The sequence below is a fragment of the Streptomyces sp. NPDC046197 genome (genome assembly GCF_040646295.1).
Taxonomy (GTDB): domain Bacteria; phylum Actinomycetota; class Actinomycetes; order Streptomycetales; family Streptomycetaceae; genus Streptomyces.
Genome location: NZ_JBEYZY010000031.1, coordinates 1 through 18,316 on the forward strand (window position 1 = coordinate 1; position 18,316 = coordinate 18,316).

13 protein-coding genes and 5 pseudogenes are annotated in these 18,316 nt (G+C 68.4%); 11 read left to right on the plus strand and 7 right to left on the minus strand.

The window, feature by feature from the left end; genetic code table 11:
* The first annotated feature begins 118 nt into the window (after positions 1-118).
* From AB0A61_RS31745 to AB0A61_RS31770, 6 genes and pseudogenes are all read left to right on the plus strand, one after another.
* Positions 119-1,263, plus strand: a pseudogene (locus tag AB0A61_RS31745) (IS3 family transposase).
* Between the two features lie 587 nt (positions 1,264-1,850).
* Positions 1,851-2,249, plus strand: coding sequence for a preprotein translocase subunit TatB (locus tag AB0A61_RS31750; protein WP_361299940.1), 399 nt, complete (start codon positions 1,851-1,853; stop codon positions 2,247-2,249).
* A gap of 377 nt (positions 2,250-2,626) precedes the next feature.
* On the plus strand, positions 2,627-3,412 hold the full coding sequence (locus tag AB0A61_RS31755; RefSeq protein ID WP_361299943.1) for a DUF6879 family protein: 786 nt from the start codon (positions 2,627-2,629) through the stop codon (positions 3,410-3,412).
* Positions 3,409-4,251, plus strand: coding sequence for a helix-turn-helix transcriptional regulator (locus AB0A61_RS31760; RefSeq protein WP_361299946.1), 843 nt, complete (start codon positions 3,409-3,411; stop codon positions 4,249-4,251). Before AB0A61_RS31755 ends, AB0A61_RS31760 begins: the two co-directional genes overlap by 4 nt.
* A gap of 86 nt (positions 4,252-4,337) precedes the next feature.
* Entirely contained in the window at positions 4,338-4,802 is a 465-nt protein-coding gene (locus AB0A61_RS31765) for a hypothetical protein (RefSeq protein ID WP_361299949.1), read from the plus strand.
* Entirely contained in the window at positions 4,799-5,137 is a 339-nt protein-coding gene (locus tag AB0A61_RS31770; RefSeq protein WP_361299952.1) for a hypothetical protein, read from the plus strand. Before AB0A61_RS31765 ends, AB0A61_RS31770 begins: the two co-directional genes overlap by 4 nt.
* A gap of 111 nt (positions 5,138-5,248) precedes the next feature.
* Here the strand turns inward: AB0A61_RS31770 and AB0A61_RS31775 are convergent.
* The 3 pseudogenes from AB0A61_RS31775 to AB0A61_RS31785 all read right to left on the minus strand — a co-directional run.
* Positions 5,249-5,518 (minus strand): annotated as a pseudogene (locus AB0A61_RS31775) (AraC family transcriptional regulator); the annotation flags it as partial.
* A 176-nt stretch (positions 5,519-5,694) separates the two neighbouring features.
* Positions 5,695-5,882: pseudogene (locus AB0A61_RS31780) on the minus strand (hypothetical protein); the annotation flags it as partial.
* A gap of 23 nt (positions 5,883-5,905) precedes the next feature.
* Positions 5,906-6,529, minus strand: a pseudogene (locus tag AB0A61_RS31785) (HAD-IA family hydrolase); the annotation flags it as partial.
* A gap of 997 nt (positions 6,530-7,526) precedes the next feature.
* Here AB0A61_RS31785 and AB0A61_RS31790 point away from each other — a divergent pair.
* Complete coding sequence (locus tag AB0A61_RS31790) at positions 7,527-9,197, plus strand: alkaline phosphatase family protein (RefSeq protein WP_361299955.1); 1,671 nt, start codon at positions 7,527-7,529, stop codon at positions 9,195-9,197.
* A 447-nt stretch (positions 9,198-9,644) separates the two neighbouring features.
* Entirely contained in the window at positions 9,645-11,015 is a 1,371-nt protein-coding gene (locus AB0A61_RS31795) for a hypothetical protein (RefSeq protein WP_361299958.1), read from the plus strand.
* A 57-nt stretch (positions 11,016-11,072) separates the two neighbouring features.
* On the opposite strand, the gene AB0A61_RS31800 is transcribed toward AB0A61_RS31795, so the two are convergent.
* Entirely contained in the window at positions 11,073-11,990 is a 918-nt protein-coding gene (locus AB0A61_RS31800) for a beta-propeller fold lactonase family protein (RefSeq protein WP_361299961.1), read from the minus strand.
* A gap of 317 nt (positions 11,991-12,307) precedes the next feature.
* The gene (locus tag AB0A61_RS31805) at positions 12,308-13,054 is read right to left on the minus strand and encodes a hypothetical protein (protein ID WP_361299964.1); all 747 of its coding nucleotides are present in this window, start codon (positions 13,052-13,054) and stop codon (positions 12,308-12,310) included.
* 336 nt (positions 13,055-13,390) lie between these two features.
* Here AB0A61_RS31805 and AB0A61_RS31810 point away from each other — a divergent pair, with 336 nt between their 5' ends.
* The 3 genes and pseudogenes from AB0A61_RS31810 to AB0A61_RS31820 all read left to right on the plus strand — a co-directional run.
* Complete coding sequence (locus AB0A61_RS31810) at positions 13,391-14,173, plus strand: class I SAM-dependent methyltransferase (RefSeq protein ID WP_361299966.1); 783 nt, start codon at positions 13,391-13,393, stop codon at positions 14,171-14,173.
* Between the two features lie 231 nt (positions 14,174-14,404).
* Complete coding sequence (locus AB0A61_RS31815) at positions 14,405-15,202, plus strand: IS701 family transposase (RefSeq protein WP_361300115.1); 798 nt, start codon at positions 14,405-14,407, stop codon at positions 15,200-15,202.
* A pseudogene (locus tag AB0A61_RS31820) lies at positions 15,168-15,608 on the plus strand (DNA polymerase III subunit alpha); the annotation flags it as partial. The gene AB0A61_RS31815 and the pseudogene AB0A61_RS31820, both read left to right, overlap by 35 nt.
* Before the next feature lie 421 nt (positions 15,609-16,029).
* Here AB0A61_RS31820 and AB0A61_RS31825 read toward each other — a convergent pair.
* Together AB0A61_RS31825 and AB0A61_RS31830 are read right to left on the minus strand one after the other, a co-directional pair.
* Positions 16,030-16,656, minus strand: a complete 627-nt coding sequence (locus tag AB0A61_RS31825) for a hypothetical protein (protein ID WP_361299969.1) — start codon at positions 16,654-16,656, stop codon at positions 16,030-16,032.
* A gap of 3 nt (positions 16,657-16,659) precedes the next feature.
* Complete coding sequence (locus tag AB0A61_RS31830) at positions 16,660-18,156, minus strand: matrixin family metalloprotease (RefSeq protein ID WP_361299972.1); 1,497 nt, start codon at positions 18,154-18,156, stop codon at positions 16,660-16,662.
* Between the last annotated feature and the right edge of the window lie 160 nt (positions 18,157-18,316).

The window sequence follows — 18,316 nt, forward strand, 5'->3', positions numbered from 1 at the left end:
ACTCCTCCGGATAAGGCTTGGGCACAGCGACATCCTTCCCACCCGCCCCACAGGGCAAGCCAGTTCAGATGTCACCCGATCGTGCGGCAGACCCATCCAGCAGCCTTCGGAGGCCGTGATGCCCCGCAGCTATCCGCCCGAATTCCGCCGCAAGGTTCTCGATCTTGTCGCATCCAGCAGGAAGGTAGCCGAGGTCGCCCGACTTCTCGGCATCAGTGACCAGACGATCTATGTCTGGCGTCGCCAGCACCTCATCGATACGGGGCAGTTGCCCGGTACGACCAGCAGCGACCAGTCCGAGCTCGCTGCGGCCCGCAAGCGTATCGCCGAGCTGAAGGCTGAGTTGGCCATCCACCGGCGGGCTGCCGAACTGTTGGGCGAGGTGACGTCCCCAAAAGGCGGTTCGAAGCCATCCGCGTGATGGCCCTTGAGCAACTGCCGGTGCAGCTGGCCTGCCGGGTGCTGCATGTCGCAGAGTCCGGATACTACGCCTGGCGTGACCGGCCGCCGTCGAACCGCCTGGTCAAGCACGCCTGGCTGACCGAGGCCATCGTGGGCATCCACACCGCCTCCCGCGGCACCTACGGCTCCCGCCGGGTCCACGCGGAGCTCGGTCTGGGCCTGAACATCCATGTCAGCCACGGCACCGTGGAGCTGCTGATGCAGCGCGCCGGCTTGCATGGCCTGCCCGGCAACCGGCGCCCCCGCGTCAAGCACGTGACCCCGTCCGTCTCCGACCTGGTGGAGCGCAACTTCACCCGGCACGCCCGGGACCAGTTATGGGTCATCGACATCACCGAGCACCCCACCTTTGAGGGCAAGGTGTACTGCGCGGTCGTTCTGGACACGTTCTCACGACGCGTGGTGGGCTGGTCGATCGACGCCTCACCCACCGCGGCACTGACCACCAACGCCCTCGCCATGGCCATCGGCAATCGCAACCCGCAGCCCGGCGGCACCATCATCCACTCAGACCACGGAGTGCAGTTCGGGTCCTGGGCATTCACCCAGCGCGCGAGGGCCTCCGGCCTGCTGCCCTCGATGGGCTCCATCGGGGACTGCGTGGACAACGCGATGATGGAATCCTTCTGGGCCCGGGTCCAGGTCGAACTGCTCAACCGCAGACGTTGGCGGACCCGGCTGGAGCTGTCCACCGCACTCTTTGAGTACCTGGAAATCTTCCATAACCGACAGCGCAGGCACTCCGCGCTGGGCATGCTCAGCCCGGTGGAGTACGAACTCCGCACCCCACCAGTAGCCTGAAACCAAGCAACTCGACTCCACCCAACTTGGGACAGTCCGGAGATCTCCACCGAACCCGGGGCGGTTCACATCCAGGTGCCCCGGACCCACAAGGGCCAGGCCACCGCACAGCGCCTCTCCATCACTCCAGCCCAGGGACATGGGCGAAAGCGGCCGTAACGGGGATGCCGAAGGCCCGATCACGCCCCCACCCCCGTGGTGGCCCGGGCAAACTGCGGACACCGACGATCCAGAACGCAGGGATGCTCACCCAATCCTTGGCAACACATGGCCGCAAGGAAGCACAACCGTTTCCCAGTGACGAATCAAGCCAGGAGTCCGGGCGCGTATAGTCACTGCCCACGCGGTGGACAGGTTTGCGTCGCACGTCATCGCGAACTGGATGCGGTTCACAGAACGAAACGTCGAAGCGTCAGCCACAGCGCTTTCTCGTCGTCACCCACACAAGTGAATGAGGTGATTGTCCGAGAGTCGGTCTGGCTGTGGCTGGCAACCTCTTCCAGGGCGCAGCCGGGTGTACATCCGGCGGTGTTCTGTCCGCCGGCGCAGGGCCGGTAGGGCTCCTCACGTGGAAAAGGGGTACATCGATGTCGAAGCTGGCTCGTATGGCCGCTGTCACCGCAGCCGCCGCGGTGTTGACGGGTGGCGCACTGGCTACATCCGCCTCAGCCTCCTCCCACCCGTACAGCTGCTCCAACCAGGGCGGCGGCGCCAACCACACCGTGAACTGCTCCGGCCTGATCACGGTCAACAACGTCCTGAACGGCACCACCGTCGACGTCCACGACGTCAACGTCCTCAACGGCACGCAGATCAACACACTCCAGAACGCGCTGGCCAACGTCTCGGACAACGACGTGAACCTGCCCGTCACCGTCCAGATCGGCCACCTGCAAACAGCGGTCATCAACACCTACCTGAAGAACTTCGGCATCACGGTACTGCCCGCCAACATCTCCGTATGCGCCGGCAGCGTCTGCGTCTAACCCGCCAGCGCTGACAGCACAGCACACAGTGGCCCGCCCCCCACCCAGCTTCCAGGGAGGCGGGCCACCCCCATCCCCCAACAGCCGACAACACCCGCAACCCGACCACACAAGAGCGCCGAAGGGGCATCAACCGCGATAGGCCGGGCGTGGGAAGCAGGACGACGAGGAACGTTGCCGCGGTCCGCGCCAGGGAGTGGTGTGACAAGCATTCGCCGATGATGACACCGCAAGGGATCCCAGGCCTGCGGATTGCACCGCCGTTGCAGACAGGCGAGTGCTCACCCGGCACCGGGCGCAATCTCGCGCAATCTCCCGGCGTGCTCGCGCGATTCGCAGCATTCTGGACGCCCGACCAGCCAGAGCGGAGAGCACCCATGACGCTCAGGTTCATCGGCACCACATCAGAGCACGGCAACTGCCCGACCCTGTACGAGGTCGTGGAGACAGGCGACCTCGTCGTGCAGGGCGGCCGCCTCACCGACCCCCCCGAACACCTCGCCCAGCTGCAGGACGTGAAGGACTCGGAGACGTTCGTCGTCGTCCCCCGCGAGCTGCTCACCCGCTTCGCGCCCCCGGGACGCCGAGCAGGCCGACGAGACGCAGGCGAAGGAGTAGACGGCGGCGTGCCAGACCTGATCCCGTTCGACGAGATCACCCACCTGTTCACGGATTTCGAGCACACCGCCTGGCGGCTGGAGACCCAGCGCGGCTACGCCACCGAACGCGACAGCCCGAACTGGGCCCGATTCCAGAACGGCGAAACCTTCGAATACGACCCTGCCAGCCCCTGGCACGCCGGCGTGCGCAAGCAGACCGAGGAAGGGAAGCGGATCGAGCGAGTGCGCCTCGTCGACGACCCGCCCACCGAAGGGCAGCGCTTCTTGCTGGCCACCGGGCTCGGCAACGTCGCCGCGGGCGAGGACATCCGCAACCTGTGGCGTGCGGACGCTGCACGGCTCGGACTGCCGGACTTCGACTTCTGGCTGTTCGACTCCCGCACAGTCGTGAAGTTCGTGATCGACGAGAACGATGTGACGGTCGGCGTCCACGTCCTCGAGGACGCCGAGACCGTCGTCCGCGCCTGCCAGGCCCGGGATGCTGCCTTGCACTTCGCTGTCCCTACCAGGGAGTTCCAGGCGCAGGTAGCGTCTGCTAGGTGAGCACGGATTACCAGTCTGGCCGTGAGGCCCTCGGTGGGCGGTTGCGTGAGCTGCGCACCGAGGCCGGCCTGCAGGGCAAAGACCTCGCAGAGCGGCTGGGCTGGCAGCGCTCGAAGGTGTCCCGGCTGGAGAACGGCAAGCAGACCGCGACGGCCGCCGATCTGGAGGCGTGGGCCCGCGCGCTGGACGTCCCGGCGGAGATCCCCGACCTTCAGAGCCGGTTGCGGGGCCTGGAGTCACAGCAACGCTCCTGGCGCCGCCAGCTCGCCGCCGGGCCCCGGGCCGTCCAGGACCGGTACGTCGCCGAGTACCGGCGCACAGCCACGGTCCGCGGCTACGAGGCCACGGTCGTCCCGGGCCTGTTTCAGACGCCGGACTACGCCCGGCATCTGCTGATCCTCAACGCCGAGCTGATGCAGTCGCCCCGGGACACCGACGCGGCCGTGAGCGCCCGTATGAAGCGGCAAGAGGTGCTCTACGAGGGCAACAAGACGTTCCGGGTCCTGGTGTGGGAGGGCGTCCTCCATGCCCTTGGATGTCCCCGTGAGGTGATGGCCGGGCAACTCGATCGGCTCGTAGGGCTCATCGGTCTGAGTCAGGTCTCGCTCGGCATCGTGCCGTTCGGCGCACGGTTGAAGCTGACGCCGAAGCACGGATTCTGGATCTTCGATGAGCAGCGGGTGGTCGTCGAGACGGTCAACACGGAATTCACACTGGAGTCCGACGAGGATGTTGCCCTGTACGGACGGGTGTGGGACCGCCTTGACGAGGCCGCGGTCTATGGCCAGCAGACACATCGTCTGATCGGCCGGGCGCGGGCCTCTCTCGACCTCAATTGAGCAATCCGCCCCAACGCACTGACTGATCGCGCAATCACGCGCAATCGGCGCACGGTCCCGCAATCACCCTGGCTAGCGTCCTGGTCATGGCCCATCCGATGCGCTTCGCCGCACTGTACGAGGCCGGGGATACGTGGCTCGCCGAATGCAGCGAACACCCAGACCTCGTTCGCGCAGCGTGGGACGAGGAAATCCTCGCCCCCATCGCCTCTGGCGAGCACTGGCTCGTCGCCGAGTCCAGCCTCACCCAGGGATGGCCAGCAGCCTCCCGGCTCCGCGACTCGCCGCACGGCCCCGTCCTCGCCGACCCCGACGCCAACAAGATGTTCTGGCTGGTCGCGCCCGACGCCGCCGAGGAACTCGTCGACGTCCAACGCCTGGTCGTGCACCCCGCGGGGTGGCCGCTGTCCTGCCCGCCCACCGGCTGGCAGCTGGACGGCCGGTTCTGGCTCTGGCGGCCCGATGGGAAAGGCCACCTGAACGACCCCGCGCTCATCGCCGCGGCGTTCGGCCCCGGCGGCTACCGCACCGAAGCGGAGGCCCGCGCATGACGACCGTCGAGACCCGCGCCCTGGTCGACATCCCCGCCGAGCTCCTGCCGCTCATCCTGCTGCCGCCGCTGGAGGTCCTGCCCGACGCCAGGGCGCGGGGCGCCGAGTGCGTGTGGGGTGGCGAGCCGCTGTCCACCGCAACGGCCATCGACCTCGGCGAGCGCGAGACCCACGGCGGGCACTGGTTCCCCCGCGCCTGCCGGCCCTGCACCCGCCGCGCCGTCCTCGCCGCGCGCAACGACCATCCCGGCCGGTGCGAGCAGTGCACGGACGACGCCACCCTCTGCGAGACCCGCCAGGCCTTGCACGCCCTCGCCCTGGAGCTCCGCCGATGAACTGCGCACGCTGCACCGAGCCGATCCACCCCGACGAGGAGACGGAGGAGATCCAGAACCACGGCGCGAGTGGCGCTGGCTCCTCCGTCGTCGTCCACGCGTGGCCCTGCCAGGGTCGAGCAGCAACGTAGAGAGCAGCCGGTCGTCGGCGACTACGTCACGTGTCTTCACCCCGCTACCGATCAGCACGACATCTGCCTCGGTCACGAACTCCATCGGGCGCTGCCCCGTCACCTCCACGCCGTTCATCGACGTGACCACCGGCGTCGGCGCCGTAATGAACGCTTCCAAGCCGTCCTTACGGCACCGGTTAATCAACGCGGAAGCGATAAAGCTGTCGAGCTCGTTGAACCCGTCGAAGGTGACCACGGCTACCTGCATCACAACTCCTTAAAGTACGGATGCCCCAGCCTCCCCGACGCCCCGTTCCGGGTCGAGAGCCAATCAGCAGCTGGTGGCATGCCCTACCCCGACTCAATCTTTGAGTCGCCGGATGGCGTGTCTCGCTTCTGGGCTTGCCTCTATCCGGCGAGGGCCAGATCGTGCAGGCGGGCGATATCGATGACGACCTGATGGTTGGTCGAGTACCTGTAGTGCTTCGACTGCTCGGCGACTGCGTGGTCCCGGGTGGGTACGAGCGCCTCGTCAACGCCTTCGCGCCGCAGCGTGGTGATCAGCTTGCCGAACCACCGCGGGCTCAGCCCGGTGAAAGGGCTATCCAGGACGACTCGGACGCCGTGAGCACACCGCTCCGTGAGGGTCGGTCACAAAGGCCAGGATGTGCGGGACTGCCTCGCGCAGACTGACGAAATGACGGTGCACACCTTCAACCGCGACGGTGGCATTCACTCCCCATACTGTCATTCCGGCGCGCAGCCCGGATCGCACCCCGGATGGGGCGTCCTCGATGACCAGACAGTCTCCGGGCTCGGCGCCGAGCCGCTCAGCGGCTCGAAGATACGGAACGGGAGAGGGCTTACCTTCCTCAACAGCAACCGCGTCCACGATCACGCCCGGCACCGGCAAACCCGTCCGCAGGAATCGGCCCCGTACGCGGTGCTCGTAGTTCGAGGTCACCAGCGCCCAGGACCCCGGTGGCAGGCCATGCAGCAGCTCCGATGCCCCGTCGAAGGCCGCGTAGACACCGGACCGAACGTCTTCGTCCTCCAACTCGTGCAGCGCGGCAAGGCACTCGCGCGGCTCTCGATTCGCAGCAACCTGGGCGAAAGTCTCCATTGGCCGCGTCCGCAGAGCCGCCTGATAGACCTCGTCCGCATCCAGTCCGTACCGCGTCGCCCAGGTCCCCCAGACCCGGCGTTGGTTGCTCACCGCGTCGATCAACGTGCCATCGACGTCAAACAAGACGTACCTACCGCGCAGTTCATTCGTCACTCATCGATCATGCCAGGCCGCGGGAACGCCCGGCACAGGCTCCGTAACTACCGCGTCGACAGGCGGCTGAACCTGCTGACCGAAGGGGCTCGATTCCCCGCCCCGCCGACCTGATCCCGGACGCTACCGGTCTGGACGCCCTCACCAGCGTGTGCAGGGCAGCCGAGAAGCAGTGAGCCGTGTTCATCGCCGTCGAACGCCAAGCCCCACGGTGGACGGTCGAAGCCGACGTGCTCAGTGCCCCACAGCACGCCATCGACGCCCGGTGTACGACGCCGTACGAGAGGCCGTCCTCCGCCTGATCCGCTCCCGGCGGAACCGCCCCGGCCCCTCCGCCGACCCCGTCCACCTCGAGCTGCACGACGTGGACAGCGAGGCCAGGGCCCGCGAACCGGCCGCCGAACTGCACGCCGCCCTCAATGGCCACCTCGAACGCCTGGCCCTGCGACCCCGCTCACGCCCTGGCGGCGCACCCGCGCCTCGGCGACTCAGCCCCACCCAAGGTTCCACTGAGCCTGATCCCCGGGACGTCCAGTTCGAGGAAGGAGGCCCCGCCGTCACCGGCGAGAATCGAACAGCGGCGAGCCCCGGCCAGGAAGCGACCGCCGCCGTCACCAGGTCCGTAGCGGTCAGACGGGGCCCTACTGGCCGACGGCGTGCGGGGGCGGCCCCGTGCACCGCGCCATGCGGCCCTCTTCGCCGCCTGAGCCTGCCGACGGCACTGTTGCGCCTGTGCATGCCAGGGATGCCGCCCGCCCTGTTCAACGTTTTCTCAAGCTCTTCTCACCGTCGTCGGCAAGCGTCTCATGCAGGCTGGTCGAGGCCAGTGCCTGCTTCACTTCCATCGCTCCGGCGTCACGGGCCCACGGTCTTACGTGGAGGGGCAAACACAGCGGGTTTGTCAAATGTTCAGATTCCGGCCGTTGCCGTGACAGAACCGGCGGCTACTCATGTCCCGCACCGCTGCCCGCGTCATCAATAGCAACTGGAGTGAGTTGTGACCCGCCAATCCATACGACTGGCCGCCGCCCTCGGTGTCGCCACGACCCTCGCCGGAGGCTCGCTCGCCGCGGCGTCGGAGTTCACCGGCTCCTCCTCCGCCGCCGCGCCGCAGAAGCCGGCAGCCACCAAGCACGTCCTCCTGCTGTCCGTCGACGGTCTGCACCAGTCGGATCTGGCCTGGTACATGGCCCGACACCCCGGCTCCGCGCTGGCCCGGCTGGTGAACGGCGGCGTGCACTACACCGATGCGCACACCACCAACCCCTCGGACTCCTTTCCCGGCATGACCGCCCAGGTCACCGGCGGCGGCCCGGGTACCACCGGCATCTACTACGACGACGTGTACAACCACGCCCTGCTCCCGGCCGGCACCACCAACTGCAAGGGCGTCAAACCCGGCGCAGAGGTGGACATGACCGAGGACATGGACAGGAACAAGGCCTCCCTCGATGCCGGCCAGGGGCTGAAGAACCTGCCCGGCAGCATCCTGCAGATGACGGGCCGGCCGCAGAGCCTGCTCGACCCGAGCAAGCTGCCCGTCGACCCCACGACCTGCAAGCCGGTCTACCCGCACTCGTACCTGCAGGTGAACACCGTCTTCAACGTGGCCCGCAAGGCCGGCCTGCGCACCGCCTGGTCGGACAAGCACATCGCCTACGACATCCTCAACGGCCCTTCGGGCACGGGCATCCAGGACCAGTTCTCCCCGGAGATCAACAGCGCCGCAGGCGGCTACGCGGCCGGGAACGACTGGACCACCGACAACAAGGCGACCGAGCAGTACGACGGGTACAAGGTCAAGGCCGTACTCAACGAGATCGACGGCTACGACCACTCCGGAGCCCACAAGGTCGGCACCCCGGCGATCTTCGGCATGAACTTCCAGTCGGTCTCCACCGCGCAGAAGCTGCCCTCCTCCGAGGGCCTCAAGGGCGGCTACGCCTCCAAGGGCGTCCCCGGCCCGCTGCTGCAGAAGAACCTCGACTACGTCAACACCGAGGTCGGCGCGATGGTCAAGGAGATCCAGGCCAAGGGCCTGGCCGCGAGCACGGACATCGTGCTGTCCGCCAAGCACGGCCAGTCTCCCATCGACCCCAAGGCCCTGACCCGCGTCGACGACGGTCCGCTGCTCGACGGGCTCAACGCCGCCTGGAAGAAGAAGCACCCGGGCGCCGGCGATCTCGTCGCGCACTCCGTGGACGACGACGGCATGCTGCTGTGGCTGAACGACCGCTCCGCCAAGGCCACCTCGTTCGCCAGGCAGTACCTGCTCTCGCAGAGCGGCAAGGGCACCGACATCAACGGCAAGCCCGCCAAGTCCTTCACGAACGGCGGGCTGAGCAGGGTCTACGCGGGCGAGGAAGCGGCCACGTACTTCGGCGTCAAGCCCGGTGACGCCCGGGTCCCGGACCTGTTCGGCATCGCCAGGTACGGCGTGGTCTACACGGGCGGCACCAGGAAGATCGCCGAGCACGGCGGCGCCCACGCCGACGACCTGAACGTCCCGCTCGTCATCTCCGGCGCAGGCATCCCCGAGGGCGTGACCAAGACTGCTCAGGTCGCGACCACCCAGATCGCCCCGACGATCCTGTCCCTCCTGGGCCTGAACCCCCACAACCTGCAGGCCGTCCAGAAGGACCACACCCAGGTCCTGCCGGTCCGCTGACCCTCGGCAACCTGTGACCCCGGCGCGGGTGGGCCGCACGCACAACAGCGTGCGGCCCACCCGTGCATGCGCGCCGTCAAGTGCTTCATGAGCTGACTACCTGACGGCAGGACACGTCCGCAGAGGCGGTGTCTCGCCAGGGGTGCACCGTGGCTGACGGGAGTCCCTCGGATGGCACCACAACCATGCGGTCTTCGTTGATCCGCTCAAGAATCTGCAGGAGAACGAGAGCCACGAATCGTCCGGCCGCATCATCGCCACGACGCCGGGCTCTCCATCGATCGTACGGACTTCGGTGCTGGGGCGGCACGGAACGCGCTGTCGACCTCGCCCCCGCGACCACCGCTTCGCAATCTTCTGCGAAAATCGGATCATCGTTTTGTCCGGCGGACTGTCCCGTACGAGCATGTTCGCGTCACACTGGCTCCAGCAGAAAGACAGCGACACATGAAGCATGCTGCACGGCCCAGATGGCCCGCATTCGCCCTGCCGGCCGCAGCTCTGGCCGCCGCGGTACCGTTCGTCATCCCGCCTCTCGCGGACGCCTCTTCCGCACCGGCCACGCAGGCGGCCTCGCGCGCCGCCACGCGGATCGACGAACGCCAGCAGGTCCTCGACGCCGTCGCCGGCCGGATCACCGAAGGGCTCTCCGAGACCGACCGCGCGCACATACCCGGTTTCGCCGAGGTCGAGGTCGACCCCGACCACAACCACCTGCGCCTGCACTGGAAAGGCACCCCGCCCCAGCGGGTCAGGCAGATCCTCGCCCATCTCCCCCACGGGGTGACCGCCGAGGTCGACTCCGCCCGCTATTCCAAGGCCGAACTCCACGCGGCCCGCGTGAAGTTGCTGAACAGCCTGGCTTCAATGAAGCTGCGAGTCGAGGGGATGGCGGCCCCTGTCCGCGTCACCAGCATCGCACCGGCAGTGGACGGCAGCGGCCTGGAGGTCGGCTACGACAACGCCGCCCGTACGGCGAGCAGGCTCCTGGCGAGCGGACACAGCAAGACGTTGCAGCAGGTCGCCACGGCAGCCGGCCGACTGGCGGGAGTGCACGTCGCCGCGATCCACCGATTGCAGAGCGTGGATCTGTCCTCCCGGCAGCATGACAGCTCCCCCTGGACCGGAGCTTCGGCGCTGAAAAACCCCCTCGGCGGCATCTGCTCCGGCTCTTACGGCGTGAAGAACGCCCAGGGCCAGTACATGCTGACGTCGGCCTACCACTGCGGCCCGGGCCCCGAAGGCCGGTGGACCACCTGGTGGGGCGGCGACCTCATCGGCACCACCGACGCCACCCAGCGCTCCCCGCAGGACGACGTGGTCGGCATCAAGCTGCCCTCACAGCGGGTGAGCGGCCGGCTCTACGACGGCCCCGCAAGCCGCACCGACGGCTACGCCAAACCCGTCACAGGCTGGGGGCACAACAACGTCGGCGACTACGTGTGCACCGACGGCGCCAACGGCGGCATGCACTGCGGTGTGCGCATAGCCCAGACCGACATCGGCGTCACCGGGCCCAACGGCATCTACCGTCCCGATGTCGACCTCGCCTACGCCACCTCGGCCACGCCTGGCGGTGTCGCAGCCGTCAACGGCGACAGCGGCGGCCCGGTCTTCGCCGACGCACGCAACCACACCGCCGATGAAGCACGCGGAATCATCACCGCCCTCGACCGAACCGTCACCTGCCCGCCTGCGTACAACCCCGACACCGTCCTCGACGGTCATCGCAGGAAGCCCTGGTGCCTGGCCGGCGTCTACTACGTCCCCCTTGGACAGACGCTCCACGACATGCACTGGACCCTGGTCACCGGGTGACCACTTCGTGCCTCGTTGTCGGTGGCCAGGTCCCGTTCTGCGGCCCGCGGGGCGGCCTTACGGGCCGGCGGCAGTGGCCTGACAGGAGTGTGAAGTCGTCGGCATTGAGAGGTGCCCGTAGCCCGGCCCATCGAGAGCTGGTCGTCCACCGGCCGGCCCGGCGATCCGTGTCTGAGCCCACGCGGGCGTACGACGCCGGGTCAGGCGACCACCACGCCGCGGGGGCCCGAGGACAAGGCCCAGTCGGGTGCCGACAAGGACCCTCAGGCTGGTGGTGTCGATCGCGTCCACTGTGGCGCCTGCATTCGTGCACACCCACACGGTGTTGCTGGTCGCCGTGATGCCGGTGGGGACGTGGCCGACCTTGACCGTGCCGTCCGCCTTCGCACTCGCCGTGTCGACGGCGGTGACGGTGTCGTCGGTGGCGCAGCTGACCCAGGCCCGTGAGCCGTCCGGGCTCAGCGCGACCTGCCACGGGGTGCGGCCCACCCGGGACCGGGCGACGACGCGCAGCGAGCCGGCGTCGAGCACCACGAGGGTGTCGCTCCACGGGCTGACCATGTACACCCGCCTTCCGTCGGTATGGACGGCAACACCGTTGGCCTCGGCCAGCTCGGGCAGCCGCCTGCGGGTCCTGCCGGTCTCCGCGTCGAGCACCTTCAGGCCGTCGCCGCAACTGACGTAGACCATCCGCCCGTCGGGGCTGACGGCGAAGGAGCGCCGGGCGAGGCCGGTCTGCCAGGTGACGGTGGCCTTGTCCGCGCCGGTGTCCATCACCGTGAGCGTCCGCGATCCGCCGGCGCCGGTGTCCGGGCCGGTGTCGGCGACGTAGACGGTGCGGCCGTCCGGGGAGGGGGCCACGCCGTGGGGGTGGAGGCCGACGTCGACGGTGCCGGTGATCTCGCCCTTGGTGGTGTCCAGCACGGAGACCTCGCCGACGCCGGAGTTGGTCACGTACAGCTTGCCGGTGCCCACTGCGGACCCGATGCCACAGGGATTGGCCCCCGGGGATGCTCGCGACGCTCGGCTGGGCACCCGGGTGGTGGGCGCGCTGGGGCTGCGTGTCGCGCCGAGTGCCGCCACGATCCGACGGGGCATCGCCCTGGTCTGCCCCGGTAGTCTGGCCGACCTGACCGGTGCCGATCCTGGCGGCGCTCAGTCGCTGGCCGTGGACGGCATGGCCGCCCGCGGCTCCCGGCACGGCCAATCGCCCGCAGCCCACCTCTTGGACGCGATGACCGGCGACGCCCGGACCGTAACCCACCTGCGGGTTCCTGACAGGACGAACGAAATCATCTGCTTTGCCGCGCGAAGACGTCGTACTCGTCAGGGGCCACCGCCACACCTGGACACACCTGGTCGGCGTCTACAACGCCTCCGCCAAGACCGCACAGCGCTACGTCAAGAGGACCCTGACCGGCACGGCCACCACCGTCACTCGCGACCCTGCGGTTGGGGAGGTCGGTGCAGTCGGTGTCCACACTGCCCGGGTTGACCACGGGCATCGCCAGGATGAAGGGGTGCACCTTGCGCTGCCTCAGCAGCTCCGAGAAGGCGCCCGGCATGCCGCCGTGCTCCAGCCAGGACTCCGGGGATCCGGGCACGCCGTGCAGCAGCATGATGACCGGGAACCGCACGTTCTTGTAGGCCGGCTCGTCGTACTGCGGCGGCTTCCACACCAGCACCTGCCCGGACAGGGCGGACTTCTGGCCGTGGAAGTACGTGTCCAGAGCACCGCCCTTGGTGCTGTGGCTGAACTTCGCGCGTTGCACCGGAGGCCCTGGCATCGCGACCGCGTTGGTGTTGTCCATGTTGCCCATGAGGTCGTCCCAGAACCCGTACAGCCCGTAGCTATCGTTGATACAGGTGGCCACGACGCTGATCGCGGCGAGCCGGCACAGGCCGATCATCACGGCGTGCGCCAGCCAACGCACCGGCCTGGGCCCGCGGATCCTGGCCCACAGGGAGATCGTGCCAACCATCGCCACGACCGTCGCGACGATGAGGTCGACGAAGAACGGCGTTCCGGTGAGAGACACAAGACCACCTTTCTGGACCACTGAACGAGAGTGAAGCGGGCGCTACCCTGTGTAGCGGCCACGCATACCGTTGCTTGGCTGGAGGGGACCCGACGATCGCCGGTTCCGTCCGACGGGACAGGACAAGGCGAGTGATCCTTAGAGGGCGAAGCGACCACGGCAACGGCTCCGGCGGCCACGACGAGGACCGACGGCACAACGCCGGCGTACGGCGGACCGGGCGGGGCCCGCTCCGGCGGACAGCCCCGCCCCGTCATACCGCGCCGTGGGGAGGCCGTATCGCGTGCTCCGGGCTACGCTGCCGGGCGGGGGCTGTCGTGGATCACGGAGTCAGCCATGCGAAAGTCCGAGCTGTCGAGGAACCGGTCGTCTGTGGGGCACAAGCTGCGCTATGCCGTACGGCACCCTGGGCGGATCCCACCCTATCTGCGCCGCGCCGCGCGGGACACCTGGCTGGGCCTGCGGCACCGTGACCACGTCGCGTACTACCGCGCCGTCATGGCCTGCGACACCGCGCGCAGCCCCGAGCGTGCCGTCGGCAGCGGCTCGGAGGCCAGCTGGCTGGCACTCGGGCAGATGCAGTTCGACTATCTGGTCGAACACGGCCTGAATCCGCAGGACCGCATGCTGGAGATCGGCTGCGGGAACCTCCGCGCCGGGTGGCGGTTCATCGACCACCTCGCCCCGAGCCATTACTACGGCATCGACATCTCGCCGGACATCCTCCTCGAGGCACAGCGCACCATCGTCCGCCGGGGCCTGCAGGGCCGCCTCCCCCACTTGGCCCTCGTCGAGAGCCTGACGCTCGACTTCCTGCCCCCGGGCTGGTTCACCGTGGTGCACGCCCACAGCGTGTTCTCGCACTCGCCGCTCGAGGTGATCGACGAGTGCCTGGCCAACGTCGGGCGGGTGCTGGCCCCCGACGGCTTCTTCGACTTCACCTTCGACCGCACGGAGGGCACCGAGCACCAGGTGCTCCGCGAGGACTTCTACTACCGCACCGAGACCCTCCTCTCGCTGGCCGGACGGCATGGTCTGAGCGCCCGCTTCATGGACGACTGGGAACGGCGCCCGCACGGCCAGTCGAAGATCCGGGTCACGCGCGAGGTGGCGGTGTAGCGACGTCACCCTGCGGTGGTCCTGGGCGGTCCGGGTGAACCTGCTGGTGAAAGGCCAGTAAGAGCAGTGGCCGACGGACCCTGGGCCCTGCCGTCGGCGGCGATTTGCCAGGCACACTTGCTGCGCCGACCCCCTCGGAGGAAGCCTCGCCTGGAGGCGATAGTCGAAGTCGACCAGTGGCAGGGTGAGTTGGAGGCGGTGTTCGCTCGGGTGGCGGGCCGCTTTGCCCGGGTGGATCTGCGTCGGCGGATGCGGGACTATGTCCGCGGTCTGCTGGCGCCGGTGGGACGCAAGAACGGCTGGCAGTTGGCCGAGTGGGCCGGCCACCGCGACCCGGCAGGTCTGCAGCACCTGCTCAACGGCGCCCGATGGGACGCCGACGCGGTCCGGGACGATGTCCGGGCCTATGTCGCCGAACGGCTTGGCCCGGGCGGGGTGTTGATCATCGACGACACCGGCTTCATCAAGAAAGGCAGCACGTCGGCGGGGGTGAGTCGGCAGTACACCGGCACCTCGGGAAAGATCGACAACTGCCAGGTCGGGGTGTTCGCCGCCTACGCCACTGGCTCGGGCAGGGCTTTGGTCGACCGAGAGCTCTACCTGCCCAAGTCCTGGACGTCGGACCGCGAGCGCTGCCGGGCGGCGAAAATTCCCGACGAGCGGGGCTTTGCCACCAAGGGGGAACTGGCCCGGGACATCGTGCGCCGCAGCCTGGCCGCCGGTCTGCCCGCCGCCTGGGTCACCGCGGACGAGGCCTACGGCCAGGACTGGCACTTCCGCCGCCTGCTCGAGCAACTCGACGTCGGCTACGTGGTCGCCGTGCCCAAGTCCCAGCAGATCAAGTCCCTGGCCGGAATCTGGCGCATCGACCAGCTCATCGGCGAAGCGCCTGGTGACGCCTGGCAGCGGCTGTCCTGCGGCGACGGAGCGAAGGGGCCGCGGATCTATGACTGGGTCGCGGCGGAACAGCCGGCGCCGACGACGGCCCCAGCGTGGTTCGGCGATGCGGCTGCTGCGGCAGCGGTGTGAGACGGGCGTGGTCGCTCGCGGTCTGGAGCGGGACGAGCGTGCCGTACGACAGCTGCGCTACGAGCTGGAGGTCATCGGCCGGCTGGGCTTCGAGGGGTACTTCCTGGCCGTGGCCCAGGTCGTCGCGGACTCCCGGGCGCTGGGAATCCGGGTCGCCGCGCGCGGCTCCGGCGCCGGCTCCATGGTCAACCACGCGCTGTTCGTCGCCACGGCCAACCCTCTCGGACACCGGCTGCTGTTCGAGCGCTTCCTCAGCGAGCGGCGTACGTCGCTGCCGGACATCGACCTCGATGTGGAGTCCGAGCGGCGCCTAGAGGTGTACGACGCGGTCATCAAGCGGTTCGGGCGGGAGCGGACCGCGGTCACCGGCATGCCCGAGACCTACCGGGCGCGGCACGCCCTGCGCTTCCCTGTCAAGTTCAGCGTGTTGCAGCGAGCTCGGCTGATGGACACAAGCGAAGCAACGGCTGATCAACACAGTTCTCCAACGCCAAAGCAGCGTCGCATGGTGTGCCCACCTGGGTGTGCAATATCCCGCGGGTTCGGCCGGGCTTCTTTCCTCCGTTGCAGCAGGTCATCCGGGCAGGCGGGACTGGCGAGCCTGTGTGGATCATGATGGGTCTTCGGAAATCCTGAAGATTCATCATGATCCACATACAGATGTGCGGGTCGATGCCTGCGGACTCCCTGATCAGACTCCGTCTTGAGGTATTTGAGCGTCATGACGAACTCATGGGTTGTTGCACACCCGTGTTCCAGGGCGAGTCGAGCGAGGTGCTCTGCCCGGCACCGCGACGCCAGGCCTGCTCAGACGACGCCCTGCCAGATCACGCCTCCGGTGCCTCCGGACCGGCGTCCGGAGCCGCGGATGCACCGCCGGGATCCGGGGCGTCCGGCGCGGCGGCGGTACCGCCGGGAGCCGGAGCCTCGGGTGTCTCCAGGACCGGGTGGGGCTCCGTGCGGGCGGCCGTCTCGGGCTCGGCCTCCCACATCCTCGTCTCCTGTTCGCGTGCCTCCTCGGCCGCCTGGGCGATCAGCGCGCGCAGCGCCGTGAGGTCCAGGGAGCCCTCCTCGCCGGGCCGGTCGTCCTCGACGTCCTGCGGCAGAAGCACGGTCTCTCCGTCGAGGGGGAAGACACTCGAGAAGTACGGCACCCAGGAGGTGCGGCTCTCCCGTACGAGAAAGGCGACCTGCGGCCCGTCGTCCTCCGGGGAGAGCTGCCAGGCCACCTGGTCGGCCGGTCCCGTGCCCGGCATACGGATCGTCAGCTCGCCCTCGTCGCCGCCCTTGAGCACCTCGACGGGCGTGGCCCGGAAGGTTCCCAACTGCCGGACCACGCGGGCCTCGTGGTCGGGGGTGACCGACTCCAGGATGCGTTCGCGCAGGACGACGACGGCCTGGCAATCGCGGATGCGCTGGAGCAGGGTCGGCGTGGTCGTCAGATACGTCGCCATGGCTCACTCGCCTCCGTACCACAGGAGAAGGTTGTTGCCGACGCGGCTGTGGGCCAGGGACGGCGCGGTACTCGACGTGGAGTTGGGCAGCTGCTGGGCCGCGGACCACGACGTCTTGGGCCACTCCTTCTGCGCGACGCGCAACGAGGTGAGGAAGTTCTGCTCACGGAAGGACAGGTGGAACAAGTTGCGGCCGGGATCGTAGGTGACGGCGGGCTGAGTGCGGGTGCGGTCATTGGAGAAACCGGTCCCGCGTTGCACGAGCCGGTCGCCGGAGACCACGCAGTCGAGGCTCCTGACCAGGTTCATGGAGTAGATGTCGGGCCCGGCCCAGGAGAAGCCCAGCACCAGCCGGTTGTCAGGGGCGGCGCCGAGCGAGATGCCAGCGAGCGACTTGTAGTCGTAGCTCGTGGGCACGACGGTGGGCGTCGACCAGGTCCAGCCGTCGTCGTAGGAGACGCTGGCGCGGATGCGGCCGGTGCCGGCGTGGTCGGCGCGGTCGAAGTGCGCCCAGGCGAGCACCCAGACGCGGCGGCCGTTCACGACGGTGGAGGCGAGGCCGGGCGTGCCGAAGGTGGTGGCGCCGGCGGGGGTGTTCGCCCAGGCCCAGCTCTGACCCTGGTTGGTGGAGCGGACGACGCGGATGCTGCCGTTGTTGTCGTTGTGCACCCAGGCCATGAGCATCAGCCCGCCGGGCTCGTCGGCCAGAGCGGGGCCGTGCACGGAGCGTTCGCCGCCGTAGTAGACCCAACCGTTGAGGAGGAAGTTGACCCCGTCGGTGCGCAGCCAGGTCGGGATGCGGTTGGGGTGGCTCCAGCCGAGCGCGAAGAGACCGCTGCTGCCGATGGAGGTGACGCCCGGAGCAAGGCAGGTCCGTGCCTGGTAGTTGTTGTAGTCCGTGATCTGGGTACCCTGCGCGAACCAGGATCCGCCGCCGTCGACCGAGCGGAACTCGCGCAGCCGGTTGCGGTCCATGTCCCGGTAGATCGCCTTGACCTTGGCGACATCGCCCTCCCAGGGCCCGAACCGGGCGCGGTGATAGCCGTACCCGCTGAACATGGCGTCATGGTCGCTGGGGCTGTGGTCGAGCCAGAAGCAGTGCCCCAGCTCGTGGACGAAGATGCCCTGGAGGTCGATCTGCCCCGGCTGGGCGTTGAACGGCACCAGCCGCCACGGCGTGAGGTCGGCACCGTTCTTGCGGTGCACGACCAGACTCGCCTTCCGTCGGCTGGTGAAGGTCGAGGCGATGCGCGTCGTGTCGCAGTGCCGCTCGTTCATCGACACGATGATCTCGCCGTCCTGCGGTTCGGTCCGGTTGGTGTAGTCCCAGAACTGGAAGCGGCAGTCCACCCCCGCGTTCTGCCACCGGGTGTACGCGTTGATCACCGCGTCCGTGACCGGACCCTGCCAGGCATTGTCGATGCCCTGCGCGGTGAACGACTGCCAGTTGATGAAGATCCGGGGCCGGTCCCCGGCGTTCCAGTAAGCCTGATCGCCCATGACATCCCCCTGATGCCGGCGCTGAGCCTTCCGCGGCTCCAGTGCGGGCAGTATGACAGCCGATCATGCCCATCGACAGACAAATGGCCTATGTGGGGACGACCCTTTCGCTTTACCGACTCATCGATGAATTTGCAGCGAAACGGAATGATCGGTACAG

Excerpts from the sequence above, each read along its gene's own strand:
- AB0A61_RS31810 (WP_361299966.1), top strand. The coding sequence starts at position 13,391 with ATGCGAAAGTCCGAGCTGTCGAGGAACCGGTCGTCTGTGGGGCACAAG.
- AB0A61_RS31765 (WP_361299949.1), top strand. The coding sequence starts at position 4,338 with ATGGCCCATCCGATGCGCTTCGCCGCACTGTACGAGGCCGGGGATACG.
- AB0A61_RS31770 (WP_361299952.1), top strand. The coding sequence starts at position 4,799 with ATGACGACCGTCGAGACCCGCGCCCTGGTCGACATCCCCGCCGAGCTC.
- AB0A61_RS31750 (WP_361299940.1), top strand. The coding sequence starts at position 1,851 with ATGTCGAAGCTGGCTCGTATGGCCGCTGTCACCGCAGCCGCCGCGGTG.
- AB0A61_RS31830 (WP_361299972.1), bottom strand. The coding sequence starts at position 18,156 with ATGGGCGATCAGGCTTACTGGAACGCCGGGGACCGGCCCCGGATCTTC.
- AB0A61_RS31795 (WP_361299958.1), top strand. The coding sequence starts at position 9,645 with ATGAAGCATGCTGCACGGCCCAGATGGCCCGCATTCGCCCTGCCGGCC.
- AB0A61_RS31755 (WP_361299943.1), top strand. The coding sequence starts at position 2,627 with ATGACGCTCAGGTTCATCGGCACCACATCAGAGCACGGCAACTGCCCG.
- AB0A61_RS31825 (WP_361299969.1), bottom strand. The coding sequence starts at position 16,656 with ATGGCGACGTATCTGACGACCACGCCGACCCTGCTCCAGCGCATCCGC.